This window comes from Pseudoalteromonas sp. ABV4_021, assembly GCF_056159365.1.
The window spans coordinates 1,111,817-1,129,334 of the sequence record NZ_JBSWVB010000002.1 but is presented as its reverse complement, the minus strand read 5'-3'; the positions used below and the strand labels follow the sequence as shown (position 1 = coordinate 1,129,334).

Below are 17,518 nucleotides of genomic sequence, written 5' to 3'. Positions count from 1 at the left end.
TAACGATTAGAAAAACCTTAACTAGTAACGCTTGAAAATAACTATTTTCATTCGCTCTACGCAAAGTTAAATCCTTTCCTATACTCATAAATAAGAGCGTTAAGCCACAACGCACTGCTCTCACATTTTTTGCTACAGGTTTGTGTATGTTTAGTTTTATCGCGCGAAGTTTGCGTATTAAGTTACTACTTATATTCGTAATCATGCTACTTGCGTTCTCAAGCGTGCACTTAGTGATCCGTGAATATTGGACTATTCCGCAACTAGTCGCACTTGAAGTAGAAAAAGATAAAAAGGATATTTACAAACTCAATTCTGCGCTGCTTAGAGTGTACAACGAACTTGAAATGCTGGTGTACGATAACGCCGTGTGGGATGAGCTTTACAATGTGATATTGACACGTGATTTAGACTATTTGGAAACTAACTTCTTTATTCCTAAATCGTTTGTTTCTCTAAAAATAAACGGCATGAGTTTTTTTGATCAAAAACAAACGCTTATTGACGAATTAGCGATAGATCAAAACAACAATCCGCTATCAAGTTCACCCTTTAAGTCGCTGCCGCCAAGCCTAAAAAAAACCTTACTTATTAGCAAACAAGAAGTGATAAACAACGGGCAACAAACGCTGTTTAAAAAAGGGCTAATAACCCTTGATGACAGACTAATTTTATTCGTAAGCGGGAGTGTTTTACCATCATCTGGTGTGGGTGACTTAGCCGGCACAATGTTAGTATGGAGTTATTTTGATGGCAAAATTGCGCACCAACTTAGCGACATAACCCAAACTACAATAATTGCCGCGCAAGCTGACACCTTCTCTGCCACAACGCCTGTTATCGATTTTAATAAGCTGGATGCACAAAACCATATTCGCACCCAACTTTCGAATATTCATGTGAGATTTAATGACATATTCAATAAGCCAGCGTTGATCTTGAGTTATCCCACACCCAAGCGAATGTTTGATGACAGCCCATTTGAAATGTCGATGGTTATGGCGCTATTAATGTCGTTGGTCATACTGCTTATTATCTATTTTATTCTTACCGTTATGATTATTGAACCGCTCAATAAGCTCAAAGCCACCGTCAAGGAAGTAATGGATCGCGGTAATTTTCAACTCTCAACAAACTTAGAACGCACCGACGAAATAGGCCGTTTAGCCCTGCTTATTGATGTGTTATTTAATAAAGTACATGTGCAACAACATGCACTAAAACATAACAACCGCCAATTAAAACGATTAAGTGACACCGATCCACTCACTGGCATTGCTAACCGCCGCGCCATGATGCAAGTGTTAGAAAAATTAACACCATCGGCTATGCCAATTAGTATGATTATGCTAGATGTTGATTACTTTAAAAAATTCAACGATAGTTACGGCCACCAGCAAGGTGACTTAGCACTAAAAAACGTTGCAAAAGCATTAAAGCGCCATACTCGTCGCCAAAATGATGTAATTGCTCGCTATGGCGGCGAAGAGTTTGTGGTTGTACTGCTCAACACGTGCCAAAGTGATGCACGAAATATGGCATACGCCATACGTGAAGCAATAGAGGGACTTGCCATTGAGCATAAAACGTCTTTGATTTCGCAATTTTTAACCATATCAATTGGCGTTAGCTGTTGCGATGAGTTTGATAATTTTTCTATTGAAACGCTATTGCACCAAGCTGATAGCTCACTGTATAAAGCCAAAGAGCAAGGCCGAAACCGCGTCGTGGATTACAACAGCGAAATGCAAAAACATGCAGTTTAACCTCAACTCGGTTAGCATACTTTACGTTAATAGCTGGCGCTTCGCTTTCGTTACTTTACTAAACACAAACCAACCACTCCAAAATAACGCGGTTAAACCAATTGCGGTAAAAATTGCAGGTTTGGGATTTTCAACCGAACTAATCGAACCGGCATAACAGGCAATAACAGCATAAGGTACCGTACTCACCAACCACAAAATGCAAAACTTCATAAAAGGCATTTTGGTCATACCCGCCATACACGCTGAAACTTCGGGCAAAATTGGCGTAGCTCTTGAAAGTAAAATCACTACTGCGCCATGTTGCTGAAACATATTTACAGCATCAGCTCGTTTTTGCTGATCGTTTACTAAAAAGTTTAAAAGAAAGTGACCATAGCGCCTACTTAAGCCATAACCACAACCTCCCGCAAGGCTCAAGCCTATTACAGCGCTTATCGACCCAACTAATGGGCCAAGAAAAAACCCTGCTAGTAACATCACAGTTAACGTTGGAATAGCAATAAATAAGTCTGCAAACAGCAGTAATACAATAACAACGCAAACATAAATTGCATCAACCGATTTGGCCATTTCAAACCACGCTTCTACTTTTGAGACGGTTACCAAGCCGGTTGATTTTAAAACAACGAAAGTCGAGGCAAAAAATACCGCTAATGTCAGCATAACCTTAACTAAAGAAGTCATATTTCCTCCTACGGATAAATAACCGGAATTGTCAGTGATAAGGTTTGACTATTACGCACAATCGCAGCGTTTTTAAACGTAGGCGCTCCCCGCCAACTTAACGTGGCACCATTTGAAAAGCCAAGTCCCTCTGAAGGAATAATGCCAGTCCAATTCTTGGTGACTTTGCGGTCGCCAATTTCATCGTGCAGTACTTTCACCGCAAACACTGGTAACTCAAGCTCAAGGTGAAAGCGCAATTGCGTGTTATCAGCAGGCGTTGCTAATGTGTAAATTGCTTTATCATGCTGTTTGGGAAAGCCAGTCTCATTAAAAATCATCAATACAATGTCGCCAGGGCGTGATGTATCAATGTTTGTCACGTGTACGGTTAGCTCGCTTTTATTTGCCTGTGCCACAGGCGAATACGTTAATGCCGTTGTTACGCTTGCGAGTATCGCTTTTCGTTTTATAAACTGTTTTAACATATCAGTATCCTTTCATCATGTTGTAAGCCATTGAGGGAAAACACCGCAATAATCCACGCAATAACTTAACTTTGCCGATATTGTTTTCTAATTGCTTGGTTTCTATACCGTGAATAATCTCGCGAGCAGCGTGTTGTGCAGTTATTTTGCCGCTCCCCCGCCCTTTGGTCATAGGCGTATCCACTAAAGGTAAAAATGCCTGCAACACCTCAACATTGGTGTTGGCTAATTGGTAGCCTAGGCTTTTTGAAAAGGTGTTTACCGCCGCTTTACTGGCACAATACACCGCCGAGTTTGTTTTTGGAGCAAGTGCCAATCCCGAGTTAATGTTAACGATATAAGCGGGCGAAGTGCTTTTCTGTAATGCGGCTAAAAACAAATAACTAAACGCACACACCGCGGTAAAATTAACATCCACTTCAGTGCGTAACATGCCATAGTTGAACATTGGGTCGGTAAAACAGGCTGTGTTTTGAATTGCCGCGTTATTGATCAACACATCAATTGCACCATGGCGCTGCGTAATGTTATTCACCACCGACACATAACTTTCAGGCTGCGCTAAATCACACTCGTAGGCCATCAGCGTTTTAAATTCGAGCGCTAATGGTTTTAGCCGCTCACTGTTTCGCGCTATCACCAATACGGTGTTGTGCGCAGCCAGTTGTTTAACCAATTGATAGCCAATTCCCGACGTGCCGCCCGTCACCACTATGGTTTTATTGATAAGCTTCATAGTTTCCCTTTTATGCCATTTGAAATTGGCATTAACACTATGCAAACAGGCAATCAGCGGCATTAACCTAGGTTAAAAATCACAAAAAACTGATCAAAAAAGGCAATTAGTTTGTAGAATAGCTAAAGCGTGTTGACCGTTACGCGCTAATAAGCAAAAGGATATAGGAAGTAAAAAGGATGAATTTAGAAGAGTTTATAGCAAAATATGGCGTAGAGCAGTCGCTCGAAAAAGGGCAACATGTGTTCTACCAAGGCGACTCAAGCAATTGCCTTTATTTTGTAAAAAGCGGCCTGCTCAAAGCCTATTATTTAAGTGATGATGGCAAAGAAACCATAAAGTCATTTATTCAATGTAATAACGTGATTGGCAGTATTAGTGCGGTTACGGCGAACACACATTGCACGTTTAACTTAATTGCACTCGCGCCAAGCGAATTAATCCGTTTTAATTTTAACGACCTACAACATTGTATCGCGCAATCTCATACGCTAGCGCAAAGCGTCATTGCCATGCTGTTAAATCACTCAATGAAAAAAGAACAGCGCGAATTTGAGTTTTTAATGCTGCCAGCGGAGGAGCGCTATACGCGCTTTAAAGAAAAAGAACCCGAACTTGTTAACAAGCTTACACAAAACGATATCGCAAAATACCTTGGCATTACCCCTGTCGCGCTCAGCCGAATAAAACACCGCTCCACGGGGATGTAATGGTAACTCAAGTTTTTAATGTGTTTATTAAAAAAGTCTTATGGTTGTCTGTAAAATTTAATTTTTTATTCGCTGGTACGTATCGCTGAAGTGCCAACAACTGACATTCGTAACGCCAAGTTAACCTGCCGAGGCGAAGTTGTTTGTTTTTGTGGTAGCGTAAGCGTGAAGTCACAAAAAAACGACGCAGCTGAGGTCAGGTTGAACTTTTTGTTAGAAGCCATTTTTCACTATGTTTCTGATTCTTGCTTTTACCGATGGAGCTTCGTCTCTCATCGCCATTTCAAATAATTGCTTAGTCTCATTCTTGTATTCTGGATACTGAAGAGAAATTTCGTAAAAGCCATTGTACGCCCAAGCTCGCACAAATTTATTGTCGTCTACAAGGCAGTTCCGTAGAAAAATTACAGCCTTATTCTTTTCCGCTTTTCCAATATTCATATATGGGAAACATTGCAACATATGGAGCTTTGACTCCCAATGCTCCTGTTTTAGCAGTAGCTTGATCAAAGCAGTACATTTGATAGCGTCTAAAGCATGACCCTCTTCCAAGTGACGTTTTAATAGCCACGTCGCACCTTTTTGAAGATCAGCATTCCCGGTGGACTCAATAATAGTAGAGTAGAAAGAACTCTCTTCAGCGTGACGAACGTAAATTGCATCAATATCACTCGATGATTTCCCATCCCAACCTTCTATCTCTTTTTTAAGGTTCATAACTTTCTTGAGCTTCTAACAGCTTATTAATGCGCATTTCGATTTAAGGAAGTTATCCACAACCTAATATTTGCACGCTAATAAATTATTTATTTAATATTTTCAGCAGATTACCAGTAGTTTTTTACCCTATCAATGTGAAATTGGATTTAGATGAACGAGCCATTACTTAATCGTGCCATTAGAGGACCGCTATGTAATTTTAATTTTTTAGCATTAAGTATCAATCAGTTGTTTTTTACATCTACATAATTGATCCAAATATGTTTTTACATAACGTGCCATGTTCATGAACAAAAGCGGGTCTTCGCAATGTAATGTGTGTAATGACGTTAGGTTTATCAATGACCGCTACTCACTTGCAGACTGTTGCTAAAAGCCTTTTCCGCTTAAGCAAACCGGAAAGCAAAGCTATGAACACGAGAAAAAACTTCACGTAAGAAAGCGTATTTGGATAATTAACGCGTTACTTGCTGACGTTTATCTGAAAGTTTAAATTTTAACTTGAGCATAAAAAAACCAAACATGTATTGCTAACAAGAAACACCACACACCTAATACCGCTAACTAAATCTAACACCACCGCTAACAACGCCTAACCAAGCGCTAATATTCCTTTAAATACGGTTTTAATGTTGGCGCCATATGCTGAGGTAACCAACGCAGCATTATAGTTGTAAACTGCTTACTGTGGTTAAGCTTTGCAAGCGCTTCATCAATCGCTTTAATTGCGATGTCGCCCTGCGGGTTTTTGCTACAACCAATATACCCGGTTGCTACCGCTTTTGCTTCTTGTACGCTCAGTTGCGTGAGCTCATTATTGGCGTCCATCAATTTGCTTAAATAGGCGTGTTCGCTGGGGTAGCCCAAAATAATATCCACCCGCCCTTTTAATAACATATAGGTTAAACTTTCAAGCGAGTCGCGGCCTGCGCGAGTTGATAGCTGTTCGCTAGGCGATGATTTTAGTATTGCATCTATTTCTTTACTGTATGAGCGATTAAGTGTGGTGCCCACGGTTAAACCGTGATTTAAAATTAAATAACGCAACGACACATCAGTACTGTTGCCAAGTTCTAATTTATCAACCAATGATTTACGCATGGCAATAGCAGGCGATAACCCAAGCGTAGAATATTGCTCAGTAAAGCTAATAAACTGCTCGCGTTCTTGATTACGATACAAAGACGCCATACAAAACACCTGATCATTCCTGCCAAGCGCTTTCACCGCTCTACTTGCCGGCATAACATGACGTTTAAATTTATAACCCACTAAGTTTTTAGAAACCAAATCAATTACTTGCTCGTCTCTTCCCTGACCCATGTATTCGCCTTTTAAAATATAGTAAGGAGGGTAATCAACCACAATCCAATTGATCATTTCCGCTAGGCAATACGTGGGGAGCAGCAATACAAGTAACAAAATGCGCACTTTTTTCGCCTCAAATTTAACCACGCTATAAGTCTAGGCTAACATGCTGAAATTTTTTCATAAGAACAAATTTAACTAATAAATAGAGTGTTTATACCAGAGCATGTGACATCGGCAGTCTAGAATTTAAATATGAGCAAAACCAAAATACATCGCTTTATGCGGTTTCACGGGGTAAACTAATTTTTCGCGGCTGCACATCAATTTCAGTCACAAAGAGAAATACCATGATTGTAGAGAATGTGCTTCCTAACGACTACGCAGAATTGCTAGCTGTTTGGGAAAATTCAGTCCGAGCAACGCATGACTTTATTACAGAACAGGACATTGCGTATTTTAAACCCATTATTTTAACGCAGGCGTTTCCAGTGGTAACGCTAAAATGTGTTAAAAATGATTTGGGTGCAATATTAGGATTTATTGGCGTTCATCAACACAAAATTGAAATGCTGTTTGTGCTTAATGCGGCACGCGGTAAAGGCATTAGTACATTGTTGTTGAACTATGCCATTGATCAGTTAGCGGCAACAAAAGTGGATGTAAATGAGCAAAACCCTCAAGCTGTTGGTTTTTATCAACATAGGGGATTTCACATTAATGCCCGCTCGCCAATTGATGATTTGGGTAAGCCCTTTCCAATATTGCATATGACATTGTAGCCTTAAACAATAACCATGTAACACGGCTCGGTTGGTCGTCACCACATTGTTAGAACATAAGCCCAAAGCTAATAACTTTGGGCTTTTGCGTTTATGTAAAAGTCTATTTATCGTTGTTGATATGCCTAATTAAAAGACAGCGTTTTAATCAAATAACAATAAAGGAAGTCGCATGCGAAAAATCGAGGTCGTGGCTTACACACCACTATGGCGTGAACACTTCGAGCGTGAAGCCGCGTTAATTTCACCCATACTTGTTGGTAACTTAATCGCAATTGAGCATATTGGCAGTACGTCGGTGCCTAATTTGGCGGCAAAGCCAGTGATTGATATTTTGCTAGAAGTAAAATCCCTCGATGTGCTCGACACATGCAACGCAGCCCTTCAACACATTAGCTACAAAGCCAAAGGGGAAAATGGCATTAGTGGTCGGCGCTACTTTCAAAAAGGTGGGAATAAACGCAGTCATCATATTCATGCCTTCGCAAAAGGGATGAGCACCTCTTTAAGCATCGCGTTTTTCGCGACTACCTTATTGCGATGCCAAATATCGCTACTAAATACGCTAAAATCAAGCAAGATGCAGCAATAAGTTGTAACAATAACAGTGCGTTATATTGTGAATTAAAATCAGATTTTATTGCCCAACATCTTGCTCTTGCAGTACAGTGGCATCACAAAAATAATATTTAAACGGAACTGGCGTATTTAACCCAATTTTATACGCAACAATATCATGGTCGACCTAACTCAATATTACCTTACCCTGTTAGCCCTTGGCTTAACCGCAATGTTAATGATAGTGCAGCTATTAATTGCCGATGTACTGGCAATTGTAAAAAAGCACCCTCCTGGATTTCCAGTTGAAAACAATCACGCAAACTTATTATTTCGTGCCAACCGTACTCATCTAAATATTAATGAAAGCATTGCCATTTTTATTTTAAGCATTGCGTTTGCGATTGCTATGAATGCCAATAGCAATGTAGTTAACGGAGCCGCGCTCAGCTACTTTGTTGCACGCGCCCTGTATACACTTTGTTATTACTTAAATTTAAAATTATTGCGTAGCGCATTATTTGCCATCAGTTTAGTGGCGCTTATTGTGATAAATATTGCAGGCTTTATTGCGTGGTTTTAGTAACTCAGCAATATAACGCTTGAAAAATAACCATTTGAAATAATGACAATTAACCATAAAGTAATAAATTTAAAAACAACGGCAAATACCAAGCTGTTTATTTACGCTAAAAACGCGCCTTTTAGGAAATATTATGTTTAGCCAGCAAGTACTCTATGTAACCATAAAAAAAGACCACATCACCATTGATAACTTTTCAGCGGCAAAGCAGCACAGCATTAGCGGTGAATTTTCAAATCAGCGCTTAGCTATCGCACATTTTCAAACTTGCGAAGCCAAACTCAAAGACGCTATCAGCCAAGTACAAACTAAATCGCTGCTGCAAACGCTCACCTTAGTTATGCATCAACAAGCACTTAACGACGGTGGTTTGTGTGAAATTGAAGAGCGTATTTTACTTGAGCTTGGATTAGGTGCTGGTGCAAGCAAAGTATTTATTTGGCAAGGGCAACCGCTCACAAGCGAGCTAATCGCACAAAAAGTTTACGAGAAGGCGCAATCATGAAACTTGAAATACAGGTGATTGATGCATTCACCAACGAGCGATTTAAAGGCAACTCTGCAGCAGTGATCATTACTGATGATTGGCTAAGTGACAGCCAAATGCAAAATATAGCCAGTGAGAACAACTTATCAGAAACCGCTTATTTAGTGAGAAATGAGGCAGATGTTTACCATATTCGCTGGTTTTCGCCACTTACCGAGATTGATTTTTGCGGCCACGCAACACTCGCATCGGCCTTTGTTTTATTTTCTAAGTACCCTGAAATATCAAAGCTTACATTTTTCGCAAGCGCCGTCGGCGAAATGACCATAGTGAAAAACGCCTTTGGCCGTATTGAAATGGACTTTCCAAATCGCAAACCAACACCCGTTGAACCACACCAAGTGCCCGCGGCATTGCTTAAAGGCTTATCACACCCGCCACTTGAAGTGCTTAAAAACGACCAAGCCTATTTTGCTATTTATGATAATGAAGAAATTATCAACGCGATCACCACCGATTCTGACAAGCTTAAACTTCTCGCGCCATATGACGTTACGGTGAGTGCACCAAGCACGCAATTTGATTGTGCATCACGCTATTTTTGGCCAGCCAATGGCGGGGATGAAGACCCGGTAACAGGCTCTATTCACACAGGACTTGCGCCCTACTGGGCTGAAAAACTGAATAAACAGCAAATTGTGGCGCTGCAAGCATCCAAACGCAGCGGCATTTTGTATTGTGAAGTAACAGACAGCCGCGTCAAAATCTCTGGCGATGCAGTGCAATACCTAACAGGCACCATTACAATTTAAGCAAAATCAGCAATGATATTATTTCAGCTTGTTCGGTTTCGCTTTTAGGCGTTTACCCGCAAGGTTTAAAAAACGCTGAAAGGTTGGGCAAGCTAAATGATGTGGCGCGCTGCACTCGGCAGCGTGGCGCAAGCCATCTCGTATTGCCGTCATCGATTTAATTTGTTTATCGAGTTCATCGGCTTTTTCAAGCAATAACGAGCGATTCACCTCAACGCCTTTCGGCAGCAGCATTTCAGCAATTTCATCGAGCGATAAACCAACGTAGCGCCCCAAGTTAATTAGCGCCAACTTCTCTAATACCTGTTTATCGTAATAACGGCGCAACCCATTGCGACCTGCAGAGCGGATCAGCCCTTTTTCTTCGTAATACCGTAAGGTTGATGGTTTTAAACCCGATTGTTTAGCAACTTGTGCAATATCCATAATTTTTCTCGCGTGCACTTGACTTAAAGTCGACTTGAAGTAATACCCTTATTCTATTGTTTAAATTAACAGGCGTAAATCATGACCTTTGACAGCATGTGGGACAAACGATTTTCAAACAGCGAATATGCTTATGGCACACAGCCAAATGACTTTTTAAAGCAACACGTTTCATCACTTAAAGCAAGCAAAGTGCTCACGCTTGCAGAAGGCGAAGGACGCAACGCAGTATTTCTTGCTCAGCAAGGTTTTGAGGTCTGCGCCGTCGACGCATCAATCAAAGGATTAGAAAAAGCAGCGCAATTAGCTGACAAGCACAACGTAAACGTAGAGTTTATTCACGCTGATTTAACCAACTTTGATTTAGGCGAAAACAAATGGGATAGCATCATCTCAATTTTTGCCCCGTTTTCACAAGCGCATAGGCGTTTACTTCACGCCAATGTGGTTAAAAGTTTAAAACCAAACGGAGTATTTTTACTTGAAGCCTACACACCCGAGCAAATTCATTTAGGCACAGGCGGCGGCAACGACATCAGTACCATGATCACAACAACGCAGCTCAAAAATGAATTAGCCGGGTTAGATTTCGCATTGCTACAAAGCATTAAGCGCACTGTTATTGAAGGTTCATTTCATACCGGTGAGGCCGCTGTGATCCAAGCAGTTGCGAGAAAATCACTATAAATCATATAGCTAAAATGTTAAAAAGGCGCTCAATCAAACGTTTAAAAATAATAATTTATAAAAAGGAAGATTCATGCGTTTTTCTCTTGCGTTAAGCCTGTTGTTAGGCCTTGCGAGTTATGCGGTTAATGCCAAAAATAGTGACCTGAGCGTGTTTGATAAATCACGCGACCGTCATATTCCAGTGACAGTCTCAAAGCCTATAAATTCAGCAAGTTGCACGCAAAAAAATCAATGCCCGGTCGCCATAATTAGCGCGGGATATGGGATTAAACACACCGAATACCAATTTATTGAAACTTTGCTCAATAAAAATGGGTTTTTAACTATCGCCGTAGGGCACGAACTGCCCAATGACCCACCGCTCTCAGTTAGCGGTGACTTATACCAAACGCGTAGCGAAAACTGGCAACGTGGCGCACAAACACTGCGCTTTGTTAAATCACACTATGCCAACAAATACACACACTATAACTTTGATGCACTCACGTTGATTGGCCATTCAAACGGTGGCGATATTTCGTCGTGGCTTGCCAATGAAAGCGTCGATTATATCGAGCGCGTGATCACTATCGATCATCGTCGTGTACCGCTTCCTCGAAATCCAAATATTAGGGTACTTTCAATTCGTAGTAGCGACTTCCCAGCCGATAAAGGCGTGCTTTATAACGAAAGCGAAACTCAACAACTACCTGTATGTGTTGTTAAAATTGCAAAATCTCGTCATAACGATATGTACGACGGTGGCCCTAACTGGTTAAAACAGGCAATAAACGCACACATCACGCAGTTTTTAAACAACCAACCTTGTCACTCTAAAAGCGAGTAATATGAAAGATCTGTGCTTGTTCAATAGCCAACGACTCACGGTGTCGGCGTTAAAGCAAACGCTAAACCATGTTGAACTTAACCAGCTGATTGCGATTTTAAGTCCTGAGGTAACACGTTACTTACCACCTAGTTTTCACGGGATTACAACACCTGTTGATGCAAAGGCTTGGTTAAATGAACAAGCACACACAAGCCAAGTTTATGGCATTTATCACAATGCCGAATTAACAATGATTGGCTTACTTATAATTTATCAAGACAAGGGCCACGCACATATTGGTTATTTATTTAACGCGCAATATTGGGGCAAAGGTTACGCCAGTGAACTACTAAAAGCACTCATTCATTATGGCAAAGCAAAAACACAGTGGCGCGTAATACACGGTGGCGTAAGCATTGATAACCCAGAATCGGCGCACGTGCTAAGCAAAATGGGGTTTACCAAAACGCCTTCTAACACCAGCGATATGCTGCAGTTTGAATTAGCGCTAAAATAAGCTGATGCAAAAATTACTAATAAGCAGTTGTTTGTTTGGCAATCCAGTACGCTACAACGGCAAAGCGCTGACCATTGAGTTACAAACACTCAAACAGCATTTTGAACTTTTGCCTTTTTGCCCCGAAGTAAGCGCAGGCCTACCAACGCCAAGACCGCCCGCTGAAATTATCTATCGCCAAAAACTCAATACCACACGTGTTATGCAAAATGATGGACTCGATGTGACCGACGCATTTATGCACGGCGCAAAACTCACCTTAGCATTTTGCCAAACACACCATATTAAATTGGCGTTATTAACCGAACTTAGCCCTAGCTGTGGCAGCACTGAAATATATGATGGCACCTTTACAGGCAGTAAAATAAGTGGGCAAGGCGTCACTGCACAGCTGCTAAGCCAGCACGGCGTAAAAGTATTTAATCAGTTCAATATTAATGCTTTAATTGAACGGGCTAAACAATAAGGAACACAAAACATGGACATCAACTACCGCGTTGCCAATCAAAGCGATACCTCAGCAATTGCGTCTCTTCACACGCAAAGTTGGCAAAACACCTACCATACTATGTTAAAAGCCGAATACTTAAACCAAGTTGCCCCAAATGAACGTTTAACGCTTTGGCAATCTCGTTTTGCTACTGAAAATAACAAACAGCATGTGATTATTGCGTCTCATCAAAACAAACTCGTTGGCTTTATTTGTGTTTACGCCGATCACAATACAGAGCTTGGCAGCTTGCTCGATAACTTACATGTCGATGGTCATTATCACGGTAATGGCATCGCCAAGCAGCTAATGTCTATGGCAACACAATGGCTACAAGCAAACGCCAAACACCCAAGCATCTACTTAGAAGTGCTATCAGGAAATCATCACGCCATTAAAGTGTATGAAAAGTTGGGCGCTAAACGAGTCAAGACAGGCGTATGGCATGCGCCATGTGGTTCAGTGGTCGATGAATTTGTTTACCAATGGTCGGATAAAAAACAATTAAGTGAGTACCAACACTCACTATAACCGCCGCTTTATTAGGGTGTCGCTAAGTTGTCAGATAGATGACGGGCGAGTGTCATTAAGATGTCTGGTATTTGTCAGCGCAGTCGGTACACTAAATTTTTATGCTGTTCCTTATCAACTTACATCGATAAGGAAATACATCATGAGTTTATTTGTGAAATTAGATAATAAGAAAATACAACAACTGCGATTACAACACTGTTGGAGTCAAGAAGAGCTGGCAGTCACGGCGGGGTTAAGTATTCGCACCATTCAGCGTGTTGAAAAAAATGGCAACGCCTCGCTCGAAACCAGTAAAGCATTAGCCGCAGTGTTTGAGCTAACACCCGCGCAACTGCAACAACAATCAAACATTGAGCATATTACCTTTGCCTTTTTGATAAAGTACGGCTGGATTGCCGCGTTTGCTATCTCAAGTGTGATGTTTGGTTTGTGGATTGTCGATATTCTGATCCCTACGCTAAAAGGCGCCAATTTCGATGCCCAATATGAATTACACGGAAATTTTCGCTATTTGGATTTTGGTGGCATCAGCTTTGTGATAGGGTTTGTGTGGTTAAGCATTAACATTTTTGTTGATTTTCAAGCGCGTAAAAAACAGCTTTCAAATTCAACTCCCTCAGTTTAAGGACAAATATGTATTCTGCCAGTTGCCTGTGCGGCGAAGTTCACATGACAATTAATGGCCCAATCAGCGATATTATTCATTGCCACTGCTCACTATGCAGAAAATCAAGCGGCACCGCCTTTGCGACCAATGGCTTTATTGACTCGCAGTCGCTAACAATCGAAAAGGGGCAAGAATTCATTAACTCGTTTGAAGTTAAACCGGGTAGAAAACGTCATTTTTGCAAGCAATGCGCGTCACCACTTTATAGCTCAAATGCGGATGACCCATCACGTTTACGCCTGCGCTTAGGAGTGCTTGACTGCGATATTGTTGAACGCCCAATGTCTCATAACTTTGTTGATTCAAAAGCCAATTGGGATAGTTTAAATATGGACTTGCCACACTACAGCGAGTTCGAGCCAAGTCGCTCAAAATAGCACTATGAATAAAGACACAATAAACAAAGTTGTTTTAGTTACTGGCGCTTCTCGCGGTATTGGCGCCGCTACGGCAAAACTGCTCGCTAAGCGCGGTTATAGTGTCGCTATTAACTATGTAAAAAATGCCAACGCCGCAACAGATGTTGCAAATGAGATAAAACAAAACGGCGGAATGTGCGATACATTTTGTGCAGATGTTACAAGCGAAAGCGCAGTTACTCACCTTTTTGATAACATTGAAGCGAATTTGGGCAAAGTGAATTATCTCGTTAATAACGCAGGTATTTTATTCAAACAAAGCGTACTTTCAGATATTTCCCTTGAGCGCTTTTTAAATACCGTTAACGGTAATCTTACCAGCACCTTTCTATGCGCAAAAGAATTTATAAAACGTTGCCCCAGTGATGGCGCAATTGTGAATGTATCTTCGGGTGCATCGCAATCAGGCGCGCCCTTTGAATACGTTGACTACGCCGCAGCAAAAGGCGCGGTCGATTCACTGACCTGTGGCCTTGCCCTAGAAGTTGCCGAACGCGGTATTCGTGTTAACGCTATACGCCCAGGGCTTATTTATACTGATATTCATAGCGATGGCGGCGAACCAACGCGCGTTGACCGACTCAAAGAAAAAATTCCACTTAAGCGTGGCGGGCAACCTATTGAAGTGGCAAACAGCATCGCTTATTTATTATCAGACGACGCCTCATTTATCACCGGAAAAATACTTGATGTTACAGGTGGCATCTAACAATGCGTTCACCCTTTCAAGTACAACAAATTACCGCCTCCGAAACGATTAGCGTGCGTCATCGAGTTCTGTGGCCAGAAAAACCAATGGATTTTTGCCAACTACCGGAAGACCAAAATGCCATCCACTTTGGCATTGAAATCAAGCGAGAGTTAGGGTCTGTTGACCTTTCAAGTTCATTTTTGCAGCAGTTTGATTGGGGTTTATACAAGGCAGAGGCTGTGTGGCATAGTTACTCTATGTGAGTCAGCCGATAACACAGTAGAAAGCCCAATCAAGCGCTGCCGAACGGTTCTTTTGAGCGCACTTTTCTCATTGTTGCTCGATATTCGCTTAGATTGCTAGGCCACACATCGAGCGCCGCGATAAAAGCACGCTCAACAAGAACAAAAATAGAACAGCAAAGATCAACAGACCCTAATATGTGTAGCATCGTTATTTATCAATAACAACGAAGCGCGTTTGCGCAAATTTGCCACCTTGCCAAGTTACCAAAACCAAGGTCTCGGCAGCGAACTTTTACAGCATATTATAAGCGATGTTAAAAAGCGCAATATTGAAAAATTTTGGCTGGATGCCCGCGAAACAGCCGTACCTTTTTATCGTCGGTTTGGCTTAAATGTTGAAGGTGAGCCCTTTTTAAAACACCACCTAACTTACGTCAAAATGGTACTAAGCCTTCGTTAATACGGAAACATTTACACCAAAACCGCGTTAACTCAATTAAATTTCGTAGTAACTTAAAAACAAGTCCAGTGTATCATTTGTTAGCTCACGCATTTGCGCTTCAGTCAAGCGCTCATCAAAATGTAACACCTGCGGCCAAAAAGCTTGCCCTTTTAACAAACCTAGTAATTGCTCAGACACTAGGTACGGGTCTTTTTTGCGAAATTTTCCATCTTCCATAGCATGTCTAAGCCAACGAATAAGCGTTGTTTCTTGTTCAAAGAACTCACGTAACTCACCATTAGACATCTCTGGGTTAAATAAGCAGTAACCCATCGCCACGCGAATTAAATCAAGTGTGCCTTGATCGCACATAAACTGAAGTTCGTTGGCAATCAACTCGCTCAGCTGACTGCGCAAATCTTTATTCTTATCGTATTCAAACTCATACGTCAGAATATTCTGACTCCAAATATCACGAATAATGTGAGTTACCAAAATCTCTTTACTTTCAAAGTGATTGTAAACAGTACGCTTTGATACTTGCGCAGTTTCGGCAATTTTATCCATGCTGGTGTCGCTTACACCATATTGTTGGAATGCCGTTTTTGCGCCATCAATAATCGCTTGGCGTTTTTGCATACTGCGGCTGATTTTGGCTTCGCTCATGATTTGGTCTCTTAGAAAAGTTGGAAATTATTTTTACACTAATTGGTTTACTTTTCAATTACGCCCAGTAAACTACACCGTACAGTTTACTTTATTAATGATTGTACTAAAGCGTATTTAAGCCGTTAGCGGTTTTCTATTTTAGGTTTTAAATGCTTTAAAAATCATAAAGATAAAATCAAGTTCGTTTTATTAAACTTTGACAACTAAGCAACAATGACTATGAAAACTCACTTTTTTACCTCTGCGACCCGTGTAAAATTAGTCGCACTTTCGCTGTTAACTTTGTTTTTGCAAGCATGTTCCGACGCCCCTGCCGAACAACTTACGGTAGAAAAAGTACAAGCAGTTAAGCTAGTACCTGCTGTAAGCAACGCAAAATTGGTTAACCGTACTTTCCCTGCAGAAGTCTCGGCGGTAAAAACCGTCGATTTAAGTTTTGAAGTATCTGGTCGTTTAATCCAAACACAGTTAATGACAGGTACGCTGGCAAACCAAGGTCAACTGCTTGCACAAATTGACCCAACCCCGTTTAAACAACGCGTGCAAGAAGCCGAAGCGCGCTACCGCCAAGCAACACGAGATTTAGAGCGCATTGAAGCAACGGCAAAAAACGGTTTGGTATCTCAAAGTCAGTTAGATAATGCAAAAACCAACTTTGAACTGGCCGATATCGCCCTTAAACGCGCCGAAAAAGACCTCAGTTACACCACCTTACTCGCGCCATTTAATGCGCAGATCTCAGAACGCTTCGCGGAAAGAGGAAACTACGTTCAAGCCGGCGATATTGTGGCTCGCCTACAAGATGTTTCGCGCTATTACTTTAATGTGAATGTGCCGGAGCGTTTAGTAAGCAAATACCAAGAGGGTTCGTTAATTGGCGCTAACGCACACATTATTTCGGCGCCCGATAAAATTTACCAATTAGAATACATTGAGCATGCCACGCAGCCCGACCCTATTACACAAACATACAAGGTGGTATTTGCCGCACAAGCAAATGACACCGATTTAACCCCTGGAGCTCGTGCTGTTGTACAAGTAAGCCTTGAAAGCCAAAGCGACGAGCAACATTTGCTAGTGCCATTTAACGCGTTACAAGGTAACGATAGCGAGGGATTTCATGTTTGGAAATTCAATCGCGACACGGCACAAGTAAGCAAGGCAAACGTCGATGTGTTATCGGTTAAAACCCGTTTTGCAGCCATTAAAAATGGTATTACCGAAGGTGATTTAATAGTAGCCGCAGGCGCCGCGCAAATGCGCGAAGGCATGATTGTAAAACCTTATAAAGCGGAGCTATAACT

Annotated in this window: 24 protein-coding genes and 1 pseudogene; 18 read left to right on the top strand and 7 right to left on the bottom strand. The window is 41.4% G+C overall.

Annotated features, from left to right (window positions below; all coding sequences use genetic code 11):
- Positions 1–146: 146 nt before the first annotated feature.
- Positions 147–1,766, top strand: coding sequence for a sensor domain-containing diguanylate cyclase (locus tag ACXAFE_RS19225; protein ID WP_475156579.1), 1,620 nt, complete (start codon positions 147–149; stop codon positions 1,764–1,766).
- Positions 1,767–1,787: 21 nt separating this feature from the next.
- On the opposite strand, the gene ACXAFE_RS19220 is transcribed toward ACXAFE_RS19225, so the two are convergent.
- Genes ACXAFE_RS19220 through ACXAFE_RS19210 form a run of 3 tightly spaced genes read right to left on the bottom strand, consistent with a single transcriptional unit; the run spans position 1,788 to position 3,656 of the window.
- The gene (locus ACXAFE_RS19220; RefSeq protein WP_475156574.1) at positions 1,788–2,453 is read right to left on the bottom strand and encodes a TVP38/TMEM64 family protein; all 666 of its coding nucleotides are present in this window, start codon (positions 2,451–2,453) and stop codon (positions 1,788–1,790) included.
- A gap of 8 nt (positions 2,454–2,461) precedes the next feature.
- The gene (locus ACXAFE_RS19215; RefSeq protein WP_475156569.1) at positions 2,462–2,920 is read right to left on the bottom strand and encodes a DUF2141 domain-containing protein; all 459 of its coding nucleotides are present in this window, start codon (positions 2,918–2,920) and stop codon (positions 2,462–2,464) included.
- A gap of 1 nt (position 2,921) precedes the next feature.
- On the bottom strand, positions 2,922–3,656 hold the full coding sequence (locus tag ACXAFE_RS19210) for an SDR family oxidoreductase (protein WP_475156565.1): 735 nt from the start codon (positions 3,654–3,656) through the stop codon (positions 2,922–2,924).
- Positions 3,657–3,835: 179 nt separating this feature from the next.
- On the opposite strand from ACXAFE_RS19210, the gene ACXAFE_RS19205 reads away from it, so the two are divergent.
- Complete coding sequence (locus tag ACXAFE_RS19205; RefSeq protein ID WP_475156560.1) at positions 3,836–4,366, top strand: Crp/Fnr family transcriptional regulator; 531 nt, start codon at positions 3,836–3,838, stop codon at positions 4,364–4,366.
- 213 nt (positions 4,367–4,579) lie between these two features.
- Here ACXAFE_RS19205 and ACXAFE_RS19200 read toward each other — a convergent pair whose 3' ends face one another.
- Positions 4,580–5,083 (bottom strand): hypothetical protein, encoded by a 504-nt coding sequence (locus ACXAFE_RS19200; RefSeq protein ID WP_475156558.1) that lies wholly within the window; start codon positions 5,081–5,083, stop codon positions 4,580–4,582.
- A gap of 606 nt (positions 5,084–5,689) precedes the next feature.
- The gene (locus tag ACXAFE_RS19195; RefSeq protein WP_475156556.1) at positions 5,690–6,517 is read right to left on the bottom strand and encodes a TIGR02285 family protein; all 828 of its coding nucleotides are present in this window, start codon (positions 6,515–6,517) and stop codon (positions 5,690–5,692) included.
- A gap of 227 nt (positions 6,518–6,744) precedes the next feature.
- Here ACXAFE_RS19195 and ACXAFE_RS19190 point away from each other — a divergent pair, with 227 nt between their 5' ends.
- From ACXAFE_RS19190 to ACXAFE_RS19170, 5 genes and pseudogenes are all read left to right on the top strand, one after another.
- A complete protein-coding gene (locus ACXAFE_RS19190) occupies positions 6,745–7,176 on the top strand; it encodes a GNAT family N-acetyltransferase (RefSeq protein WP_475156554.1) in 432 nt (143 codons plus the stop codon).
- A 172-nt stretch (positions 7,177–7,348) separates the two neighbouring features.
- Positions 7,349–7,869 (top strand): annotated as a pseudogene (locus tag ACXAFE_RS19185) (GrpB family protein).
- A gap of 43 nt (positions 7,870–7,912) precedes the next feature.
- Positions 7,913–8,317 (top strand): MAPEG family protein, encoded by a 405-nt coding sequence (locus ACXAFE_RS19180; protein ID WP_475156551.1) that lies wholly within the window; start codon positions 7,913–7,915, stop codon positions 8,315–8,317.
- Between the two features lie 133 nt (positions 8,318–8,450).
- Positions 8,451–8,822 carry a hypothetical protein gene (locus ACXAFE_RS19175; RefSeq protein ID WP_475156546.1) on the top strand — a complete coding sequence of 124 codons (372 nt, stop codon included), beginning with the start codon at positions 8,451–8,453 and terminating at the stop codon, positions 8,820–8,822.
- Positions 8,819–9,616 carry a PhzF family phenazine biosynthesis protein gene (locus ACXAFE_RS19170; protein ID WP_475156542.1) on the top strand — a complete coding sequence of 266 codons (798 nt, stop codon included), beginning with the start codon at positions 8,819–8,821 and terminating at the stop codon, positions 9,614–9,616. Before ACXAFE_RS19175 ends, ACXAFE_RS19170 begins: the two co-directional genes overlap by 4 nt.
- Positions 9,617–9,634: 18 nt before the next feature.
- On the opposite strand, the gene ACXAFE_RS19165 is transcribed toward ACXAFE_RS19170, so the two are convergent.
- Entirely contained in the window at positions 9,635–10,042 is a 408-nt protein-coding gene (locus ACXAFE_RS19165) for a helix-turn-helix domain-containing protein (RefSeq protein WP_010558517.1), read from the bottom strand.
- 81 nt (positions 10,043–10,123) lie between these two features.
- Between ACXAFE_RS19165 and ACXAFE_RS19160 the strand changes: the two genes are divergently transcribed.
- From ACXAFE_RS19160 to ACXAFE_RS19115, 10 genes are all read left to right on the top strand, one after another.
- Entirely contained in the window at positions 10,124–10,729 is a 606-nt protein-coding gene (locus tag ACXAFE_RS19160; protein ID WP_475156539.1) for a class I SAM-dependent methyltransferase, read from the top strand.
- A gap of 73 nt (positions 10,730–10,802) precedes the next feature.
- Complete coding sequence (locus ACXAFE_RS19155) at positions 10,803–11,558, top strand: alpha/beta hydrolase (RefSeq protein ID WP_475156537.1); 756 nt, start codon at positions 10,803–10,805, stop codon at positions 11,556–11,558.
- Between the two features lies 1 nt (position 11,559).
- Positions 11,560–12,057 (top strand): GNAT family N-acetyltransferase, encoded by a 498-nt coding sequence (locus ACXAFE_RS19150; RefSeq protein ID WP_475156536.1) that lies wholly within the window; start codon positions 11,560–11,562, stop codon positions 12,055–12,057.
- Between the two features lie 4 nt (positions 12,058–12,061).
- Positions 12,062–12,523, top strand: coding sequence for a 2-thiouracil desulfurase family protein (locus tag ACXAFE_RS19145; protein ID WP_475156533.1), 462 nt, complete (start codon positions 12,062–12,064; stop codon positions 12,521–12,523).
- Positions 12,524–12,535: 12 nt separating this feature from the next.
- The gene (locus ACXAFE_RS19140) at positions 12,536–13,078 is read left to right on the top strand and encodes a GNAT family N-acetyltransferase (RefSeq protein ID WP_475156531.1); all 543 of its coding nucleotides are present in this window, start codon (positions 12,536–12,538) and stop codon (positions 13,076–13,078) included.
- A 142-nt stretch (positions 13,079–13,220) separates the two neighbouring features.
- Positions 13,221–13,706, top strand: a complete 486-nt coding sequence (locus tag ACXAFE_RS19135; RefSeq protein WP_054978024.1) for a helix-turn-helix domain-containing protein — start codon at positions 13,221–13,223, stop codon at positions 13,704–13,706.
- 8 nt (positions 13,707–13,714) lie between these two features.
- Entirely contained in the window at positions 13,715–14,125 is a 411-nt protein-coding gene (locus ACXAFE_RS19130; protein ID WP_475156526.1) for a GFA family protein, read from the top strand.
- Between the two features lie 4 nt (positions 14,126–14,129).
- Positions 14,130–14,876, top strand: a complete 747-nt coding sequence (locus tag ACXAFE_RS19125) for an SDR family oxidoreductase (protein WP_475156524.1) — start codon at positions 14,130–14,132, stop codon at positions 14,874–14,876.
- 2 nt (positions 14,877–14,878) lie between these two features.
- Positions 14,879–15,121 carry a hypothetical protein gene (locus ACXAFE_RS19120; protein WP_475156523.1) on the top strand — a complete coding sequence of 81 codons (243 nt, stop codon included), beginning with the start codon at positions 14,879–14,881 and terminating at the stop codon, positions 15,119–15,121.
- 175 nt (positions 15,122–15,296) lie between these two features.
- Positions 15,297–15,563, top strand: coding sequence for a GNAT family N-acetyltransferase (locus ACXAFE_RS19115; RefSeq protein WP_475157784.1), 267 nt, complete (start codon positions 15,297–15,299; stop codon positions 15,561–15,563).
- A 36-nt stretch (positions 15,564–15,599) separates the two neighbouring features.
- Here ACXAFE_RS19115 and ACXAFE_RS19110 read toward each other — a convergent pair whose 3' ends face one another.
- On the bottom strand, positions 15,600–16,211 hold the full coding sequence (locus ACXAFE_RS19110) for a TetR/AcrR family transcriptional regulator C-terminal domain-containing protein (protein ID WP_475156521.1): 612 nt from the start codon (positions 16,209–16,211) through the stop codon (positions 15,600–15,602).
- 222 nt (positions 16,212–16,433) lie between these two features.
- Between ACXAFE_RS19110 and ACXAFE_RS19105 the strand changes: the two genes are divergently transcribed.
- Positions 16,434–17,516, top strand: a complete 1,083-nt coding sequence (locus ACXAFE_RS19105) for an efflux RND transporter periplasmic adaptor subunit (protein WP_475156519.1) — start codon at positions 16,434–16,436, stop codon at positions 17,514–17,516.
- Positions 17,517–17,518: the final 2 nt, after the last annotated feature.